The following is an 8,178-nucleotide window of genomic DNA, read 5'->3' as shown; positions in this document are numbered from 1 at the left end:
AGTTGACAACTTTTTTACTGATACACCGCTATCGCGAGCAGGCTCACTCCTACAGTTTTGATCTGCGTCGGGCACTACTTAGTCGAACTCCTTTACCAGCCAGGCATCCTCGGCAATATCCAGTTCATCGCCACTGAATCGCTGCTCGGCAAACGGATCAGCGTGCAGGTGAAAACCGTTCTGCTCCCAGAACCCTGGTTGTTCCTGATCGACAAATTCAAGCCCGCGCAGCCACTTCGCGCTCTTCCAGAAATACCGCCCCGCCACCACCAGCCGTAGCGGCCAGCCATGTTGCGCGGTCAACGGCTGGCCGGCGTAGTGGGTGGCCAACAGACTGTCGGGGTGCAGCAGATCGTCGAGTCGCAAGTTGGTCTGGTAATCGGGGTCGGCGTGGGCCATGACGAAGGCCGACGTCGGTTGGATATCGAACGCCTGCAACAGATCCTGCAAATGCACCCCACTCCACTCAGTATCGAACTTCGACCAGCGCGTCACACAATGGATGTCACAACGCAGTTGCCGTTGCGGCAGTGCCAGCAGATCGGCGTAACGTAATTCGATTGGCTGGGCGTGCGTGCCGAACAGGCGCAGAGACCAGTTGGCGAGGTCGTATTCTGGTACTTCGCCTTCGTGCAGGATTGGAAAACGCTCCGTCAGCACTTGGCCCGGGGGCAGTCGATTACCGAGCGCCGGATCGGATTTCGGAGAACGGCTTTTGCGTAATCGCGAAGCTTTGTTATGCATAGTCACTCCATTTTCAAGGGTGCCCCCAATCTCCTGTAGGAGTGAGCCTGCTCGCGATAGCGGTGGATCAGCCGGCAACGATGTTGGATTCAAATCCGCTATCGCGAGCAGGCTCGCTCCTACAGGGGATCGTTGTCGGTAGGAGGATCTAGTTGGCCACAGGAATCCACGGCGCCCGCGCGACATTGGCGGTATCACCAAAGCCTGGGAGTTTCTGCGCCAGATCTCGAACATTCTTCACATCCAGATCCAGCAACTGCTGACGGGTAATCAGCGTCGGCGGTACCAGCACCTGATGCCCCGGATTTTCCCCGGCAATCAACATCGCCAGACTGCGCACGCTGATCGCCCCGGCCACTTGCGGATTGACCGCTGCCGTCGCCGCCCAGGCGCTGTCCGGCTCTTTCATGATCTGAATATCGGCGGTGGAAATATCGGCGCTGTAGATCTTCACCTTGCTCGTCAGCCCTGCCTCGTCGACGGCAATTTTCGCGCCTTTGGCAAACTCATCGAACGGCGCAAAGATCACGCTGATGCCTGGATTGGCTCGAAGCACGGCGCTGGCCTGATCCGCCACCGAGTTGGCGATCGGCGGATTCAACGTGCCAAAACGTGCCTTCTCGACGATCCCCGGATTGGCTTTCTTGACCTGACTCCAGATCTCGTCGCGGCGCTCCATCGGCGTAAAACCACTGATATACACGTAGCCGGCATCGAACTTGGTGCCGTTGTCCTTAACGGCTTGATCCAGCGCCAGACGAGCCAGCGCGTGGTGATCCTGCTCGACCTGGGTCACTTGTGGCGTGTTCAGATCCACATCGAAAGCGACGACTTTGATGCCTTTGGCGATAGCGCGATCAATCGGTGCTTTAAGGGTTTCGGCCAAGCCGAGTTGGACGATGATGCCGTCGACGCCCAGATCGACCGCCTGATCGATCATCTCGCCCTGACTCGCCGCCTGCTGTCGGGCATCGAATACGCGCAGGTTGGCACCGAGCGCTTCGGTCTGTTTTTCCACGCCACGCAAATACGCCTCGGGAAAGTCCCCAGAGAACAAATACCCCACCAGCGCGATCTGCACCTGACCTTTATCGAACGGTGCGGGCGCGCCGGGCAAGGCTTTGGCCTGAGCGCTCAGAGCCACTGCCGAAAGCAACGCACCGGCGAGGCAATGACGGGCGAATTGTGTGATTGAACCGTGCATACAACTTCCTTGCATAAAGCGGCTCAACGCGCCCGATGCGCGAGGCCGAACGTGAACATCAGGGCCAGCACCAATACCAGTCCCTTGACGAAATCCTGTGCGTAATATGGCGCGTTGAGCATGGTCAGGCCGTTGAGTAGCGCCGCCACCAGCAGCGCACCGACCAGGGTGCCAAAGGCGTTGGGCTTCTTCGCGCCGAGTACGGCAAAACCGATCAACGCCGCGCCGAGGGCATCCAGCACCAGGCCGTTACCGGAACTGACGTCACCACGGCCCAAGCGCGCCGCGAGCAACAATCCGCCGAGCGATGCGAGCAACGCCGAGAGCACGTAAGCCAATAATTTGAAGCGCTGCACCGGTGCCCCGGCCAGTAGTGCGGCCTGCTCGTTGCCGCCGATGGCATAGAACAAACGACCAATGCGCGTGCGTTCGAGAAACAGCCACACCGCCACCGCTACCACCGCCGTGATCAATACCGGAATCGGCACCACCTCCCACAACCGCCCACGCCCCAGTGCAAGAAAAGCGGCACTGAACGTACCTTCGGTTTCCTCACCGCTGGGCAAGGTCATGCCCACCGCAATCGAGCGTCCACCGGTGGGAATCAGCTGCACGCCGATCACCAGAAACATGCTGCCCAGCGTCGCGAGAATGTCCGGCACCCGCAACTTGACGATCAGCCAACCGTTGAGCAGGCCGACCAGCGCCCCGCCCGCCAGACTGATCAACACCGCCGGCACCGCCCCCCAGCCGAGCACGACCATCACGTAGCTGGCGATCATCAGGCTCATCGCCGCCACCGCGCCAATCGACAGATCGAGGCCGCCGACCGCCATGGTCAGCGTCACGCCCAGCGCCAGCAGCGCGACAATCGACACCGATTGCAGGATGCTGAACAGGTTGCCGACGCGCAGAAATGCCGGCTCGGCCACACTGAAAAACACCACGATCAGCGCCAGCAGCCACAGCAGGCCGTAGCGAATCAATACGTGTAGCAGACGTTCGGCGCGTGCCGGCTCGGTCGATAACAGTGAACTTGAATCAGGCACTCGCTCTGCTCCTTGGCGTGGCTTGAGGGGAATGTTCGGTGACGTCGCTGCCGGCCAATGCAGCGACCAGATCAGCACGATTGAGGCCGGCGCGCGGGTACTCGGCGACCACCGCGTGATCGCGCACCAGCAGGATGCGATCGGCAATTTCCAGGGCTTCATCGACATCGGCGCAAATCACCAGCGTCGCCCGGCCCTTGGCGCTGTCGCGCAGCAGTTGGCCGATGTCGCGGCGGGCACGCACGTCGACGCCTTGAAAGGGTTCATCGAGGATCAACACCCGCCCTTCGCCGAGCAGCCAGCGGCCGAGCACGACTTTCTGTTGATTTCCGCCCGACAGCGCGGACATTGGCACATCGATACCGGCAGACTTGATCCCCAGCGCCGCCACCTGTGCCTCGACCGCTGCCGCTTCGGCGCGGTTGCGGATGAAACCGCCGCGGGTAAAGCGTTCAAGAAACGGCAAAGTCAGGGTGCGACGCAAAGAAAAATCAGGTATCAGCGACTGACTGGCGCGATCTTCGGCCGCGAAGAAAACCCCGCTTTGAATCGCCTGACGTGGCGAGTCCGCACGCCAGTCAGCGCCATCCAGTTGCACCCTGCCCGAGGCCGCTTTACGCAGGCCGAACAGCACCTCGGCGATTTCGCTTTTACCGGCACCCAACAGCCCGGTCAGCACCACCACTTCATTTTCGTGCAGGCTCAGATCGAACGCGGCGGAGCGCGGCAGAATTTGCATGGCGTTGAGTTTCAACAGTTCGCGCCCGGCCACGCACGGCTGATAAACATGCTCGGCCAGCGCCTGCCCGAGCATGGCGCTCACCGCTTCCGGCAATTGCCGAGCGGTGAACTCGCCCGCGAACTGCCCATCCCGCAACACAATGGCGCGATCTGCCACGCGTTGCAGGTCGGAGAGTCGATGGGAGATGTACAGAATCGCCACGCCGCGAGTGCGCAAGGTGTCGATCAATCCAAACAGCCGCTGCGCCTCGGCATCGGAAAGCGCCGCCGTCGGCTCATCCAGAATCAGCAGGCGCGGCTGCAAAGCCAAGGCCCGAGCGAGCACCACCAATTGCCGTTCGGCCTGACCGAGATGTTCGATTGGCTGCTCCAGTGGCAAGGTCAAACCCAACCCGGCAGCAATGCTCGCGGCGCGCTCCAGCAGGCGTTTACGATTGAGCCAGAAGTCCGCGTCCGGCTTGCACAGTTCATCGAGCAGGAGGTTTTCCGCGACGCTCAAACCCGGTGCGATGCCCTCGTTGATCTGCTGGTGCACCGCGACAATACCGAAGCGTCGCGCCGACAGCGGCGAACTGAAATGGCGTGGCGCGCCCTCCAGCCAGATCTCGCCAGCGTCGGCAGTCTGGCTGCCCGCGAGGATCTTCACCAGAGTCGACTTGCCCGCACCATTGGCGCCGAGCAGCGCCACCACTTCGGCGGGATAGATGTCCAGGCTGACCGCGTCCAGCGCCCGGCTCGCGCCAAATATTTTGCTCAACTCCCGCACACGAATCAGTGGCTCGCGAACTATAGCGACCGGCACACTCATACAAATCCTTAGCGGCGATGCGCCAGCGAACGAACCAACCGATCGCCCAGGCTTTGCACGCCTTGGACGAGGATCACCAACACCACCACCGTGGCAACCATCACTTCATTGTTGAAACGCTGATAACCGTAACGAATCGCCAGATCACCCAGCCCACCGCCACCGATCACCCCGGCCATCGAGGAAAAACCGATCAGCATCACCAGCGTCAAGGTGATCCCGGCCAGCAACGCCGGCAACGCTTCAGGCAACAGCACTTTGAAAATCACATGACCGATGTCGCCGCCCATGGCGAGGATCGCTTCGATGCGGCCCTTGTCGACTTCGTCCAGGGCGTTTTCGACGATGCGCGCGAAGAACGGAAAGGCGCCGATGGTGATCGGTACCACGGCAGCGGTGCTGCCCAGCGTCGTGCCGACCACCAGCCGCGTCAGCGGGATCAGGGCGATCAGCATCACTACGAAGGGCAGTGAGCGACCGAGGTTGACCACGCCACCCAGCACGGCATTCAAGCGTGGCATCGGCAGCAGCCCTTCGCGGCGACTGATAAACAGCAACACGCCCAGCGGTAAACCGATCAGCAGCGTGAACAGCCCTGCGAGCAGAACCATGTACAAGGTTTCACCGGTGGCGTTGAACACCAGTTGCAGGATTTCATCCCAATTGACCGTGCGGTTCATGAGTGCGCTGCCCTTACGCCGTATTGCTTGAGAAAACTCAGGCCCGGCGCAGCGTGGCCCAGCGGCAAGCCGCAGGTCGGTCGCAGCGAAGCGCCCAGTTGCGATTGCGCATCGGCCAGCAGCCGTGCCACCGGCCCGGCTTCGACCAGACGTCCGTTGGCCATGAATGCGGCGTGGTCGCAGATCGACTTGACCACCTCCAGTTCGTGGGTGATCAACACGATGGTCACGCCCAGTTGCCGGTTGATGTCGCGCAGCAATTGCAGGATCGATTCGGTGGTTTCCGGGTCGAGTGCGCTGGTGGCCTCGTCCGAGAGCAGGTACGCCGGCTCAGCAGCGAGGGCGCGGGCAATGCCGACACGCTGTTTCTGGCCGCCGGACAAATGCGAAGGAAAGGCTTGCGCCTTGTCGCTCAAGCCGACCAGTTCCAGTAACTCGCGCACCCGCACATGGCGCCACGGCTTGCCAACCTTGGCGATTTCCAGCGGCACCGCGATGTTGTCGAACACCGTGCGCGAATGCAGCAGGTTGAAGCCTTGAAAGATCATGCCGATGCGCTGGCGCTGCTGGCGCAGTTCGCTGACGGACAGCGTCGTCAGGTCGACGCCATCCAGCAGAATGCGCCCACTGTCCGGTCGTTCGAGCAGATTGAGGCAGCGCAGCAACGTCGACTTGCCCGCGCCACTGCGCCCGAGAATCCCGTAGACCGCGCCGTCGGGAATGCTCAGCGAGACCTGATCGAGTGCCGGTTGCGCGGCCGACGGGTAAGTCTTGCTCAACTGCTCGACGGCGATCATGGCTTGCCGCCCGCCACCGGAATCACCGAGCCAGCGAAGTTGTCGGTGATGTATTTGGCGACCTCGGGCGACGTCAGGTCCTTGGCCAGTTGCGCGATACGCGGGTCGTGTTCGAGCTTGGGCGTGGTCACCAGAATGTTGGCGTAAGGATTGTGCTCGGCTTTCTCCAGACCCAAAGCGTCCTTGGCGGGCACCAGGCCCGCGTCGAGCGCGTAGTTGCCGTTGATTACCGCCAGATCGACGTCGTCGAGCGAGCGCGGAATCTGCGGCGATTCAATCTCGAGAATCTTCAGCTGTTTCGGGTTCTCGGCGATGTCCTTGGGCGTTGCCTGATCGGCGGCCGGATCGTTGAAGCCGGGTTTGAGTTTGATCAGGCCATTGTCCTGCAACAGGTACAGCGCGCGGCTCAGGTTGGTGACGTTGTTGGGCACGGCGACCGTGCCTTTATCCGGCACGTCAGCGAAGCTCTTGTGCCGGTGCGAATAGATGCCCAAGGGTTCGATATGCACCGTGGCGGCCACCGCGAGCTTCTCGCCGAGGGCCTTTTCCTGGGATTTCAGGTACGGCAGGTGCTGGAAGTAATTGGCGTCGACGTCACCGTGCACCAACAGCTCGTTGGAGTTCACACCATTGGGGATCTCGATGACTTTGAGATTGAGTTGCGGATCGATTTTCTGGATGTACGCCAGAATCTGCGCGTGGGGCACCGGGTCAGCGGCGACGCGCAACGGCTCCAGCGCCTGCGCACCGAACGACGTCACCAGCGCGCCGAGCACGGCCAGGGTCAAACCTGCTTTCTTGATCATGTGCGGAGTCCTTGAGCGAGTGATGAGTCAGGCGGATTTACGAACGGGCGGTGGCGGCAGTAGCGCATCGGCGTAGAAGCGTTGCGCGACATCGGGATGCGAGCGCAAACGACCTTTGAGGTAGTTCCAGCCGACATCGCGAAACAGTGGGTTGAGCGGATCACTGGCCGGCCCGCGCGCCTCGCGCAACAGTGCGGTGGGCAGCGGATACAGCGGCACCACCGCATCGAGTTGCGCGCCAAGGAAGAAGGCGATGGACAGGCGTTCGCTACCCGCCGGAGGCGAAACCACGCGATGCACCGTGGCCCGCAGATAACCGTTGCTGGCCAGTTCGAGCAGTTCGCCGATGTTCACCACCAGGGTGTTCTCGCGCGGCAACGCATCGATCCAGCGGCCCTCTTCGATTTCGACCTGCAGACCGGCCTGTTGGTCTTGCAGGAGGAAGCTGAGGAACCCGGAATCCTTGTGCGCACCGACGCCCTGGTGGCTCGACTCGCTGGACTGGCCGGGATAGCGCATCAACTTGATGTGTTCGTTGGGTTTGTCGCCGTAGAGCTGATCAAACGCATCGGCCCGTAGCGACAGTGCCTGAGCAAACGCACGCAGCAGGCGCAACGACATCCGCGTCATCGCCTCCTGCCATTCGAGCAGCAAAGGTTTCAGTTCCGGCAGTGCCGCCGGCCATTGGTTGGGGCCTTGCAGCCGCGCCCAGAACGGGCTGTTCGCCGTCAATGGTAACGCCTCGCGCTCGGCGCCCAGATCGAACTGCTCACGCAGATCGGGCTGGCCACGGGTGATCTCCGAAGCGGCACGGTTGTAACCGCGAAAGTGCGGCGAATTGATCATGCCGACGGCGGTTTTTTCGCTGTCGGGCAAGGCGAAGAATTGCCGGGCGTGGGCCTGTACCTGCTTGAGCAACGCGTTGTCGATGCCATGCCCGGTCAGGTAGAAGAACCCGACGTCGCGGGCGGCGTGGCGCAGGTTTTCTAGAAATTCGTAGCGCTGTTGCGCTGTGCCTTCGAACAGCGACAGGTCTAGGGTCGGTAATGTGGAGATATCGAGGGTATGCGGCATGATTCACTCCCGTGTGAATCAAACCTGAAAAACCTGTGATCGATTCAGCGTGTGCCGTCATGGCAATCGGGGTCTATCGGTTTGATGCGTTTTGATTCGTCGTTGCGACAAAACTAAACGATCTTAAAAATGCAGAGCCAATATCTTTTTCGCATTACCTTAGGCCTGATTTCCCCTCACCCCAGCCCTCTCCCGAGGGAGAGGGAGCCGACCGAGTTGACTTGCGTTATGCGCCGACCTGAAAAACCGGGTTGGATTCGGTACAAAGCGTTCAG

At 61.2% G+C, this 8,178-nt stretch carries 8 protein-coding genes; all 8 read right to left on the bottom strand.

Annotated features, from left to right (window positions below):
• Positions 1-78 precede the first annotated feature (78 nt).
• The gene (locus tag ACW9IR_RS27550; RefSeq protein ID WP_457465775.1) at positions 79-744 is read right to left on the bottom strand and encodes a sulfite oxidase-like oxidoreductase; all 666 of its coding nucleotides are present in this window, start codon (positions 742-744) and stop codon (positions 79-81) included.
• A gap of 148 nt (positions 745-892) precedes the next feature.
• Complete coding sequence (locus ACW9IR_RS27545; RefSeq protein WP_457465773.1) at positions 893-1,948, bottom strand: substrate-binding domain-containing protein; 1,056 nt, start codon at positions 1,946-1,948, stop codon at positions 893-895.
• Positions 1,949-1,971: 23 nt separating this feature from the next.
• Positions 1,972-2,997 (bottom strand): ABC transporter permease, encoded by a 1,026-nt coding sequence (locus ACW9IR_RS27540; protein WP_457465771.1) that lies wholly within the window; start codon positions 2,995-2,997, stop codon positions 1,972-1,974.
• On the bottom strand, positions 2,990-4,546 hold the full coding sequence (locus ACW9IR_RS27535) for a sugar ABC transporter ATP-binding protein (RefSeq protein ID WP_457465769.1): 1,557 nt from the start codon (positions 4,544-4,546) through the stop codon (positions 2,990-2,992). The genes ACW9IR_RS27540 and ACW9IR_RS27535 overlap by 8 nt, the downstream gene beginning before the upstream one ends.
• An 8-nt stretch (positions 4,547-4,554) precedes the next feature.
• Complete coding sequence (locus ACW9IR_RS27530; protein WP_150795388.1) at positions 4,555-5,226, bottom strand: methionine ABC transporter permease; 672 nt, start codon at positions 5,224-5,226, stop codon at positions 4,555-4,557.
• Positions 5,223-6,023: a methionine ABC transporter ATP-binding protein gene (locus ACW9IR_RS27525; RefSeq protein WP_457465767.1), complete on the bottom strand. Its 801-nt coding sequence runs from the start codon at positions 6,021-6,023 to the stop codon at positions 5,223-5,225. The genes ACW9IR_RS27530 and ACW9IR_RS27525 overlap by 4 nt, the downstream gene beginning before the upstream one ends.
• Positions 6,020-6,829, bottom strand: coding sequence for a MetQ/NlpA family ABC transporter substrate-binding protein (locus ACW9IR_RS27520; RefSeq protein WP_457465765.1), 810 nt, complete (start codon positions 6,827-6,829; stop codon positions 6,020-6,022). Before ACW9IR_RS27520 ends, ACW9IR_RS27525 begins: the two co-directional genes overlap by 4 nt.
• 27 nt (positions 6,830-6,856) lie before the next feature.
• Positions 6,857-7,903 carry an isopenicillin N synthase family dioxygenase gene (locus tag ACW9IR_RS27515; RefSeq protein WP_102899103.1) on the bottom strand — a complete coding sequence of 349 codons (1,047 nt, stop codon included), beginning with the start codon at positions 7,901-7,903 and terminating at the stop codon, positions 6,857-6,859.
• Positions 7,904-8,178: the final 275 nt, after the last annotated feature.

Source organism: Pseudomonas sp. SDT291_1_S447 (assembly GCF_054070155.1).
This window is presented reverse-complemented; position numbering and strand designations above follow the sequence as displayed.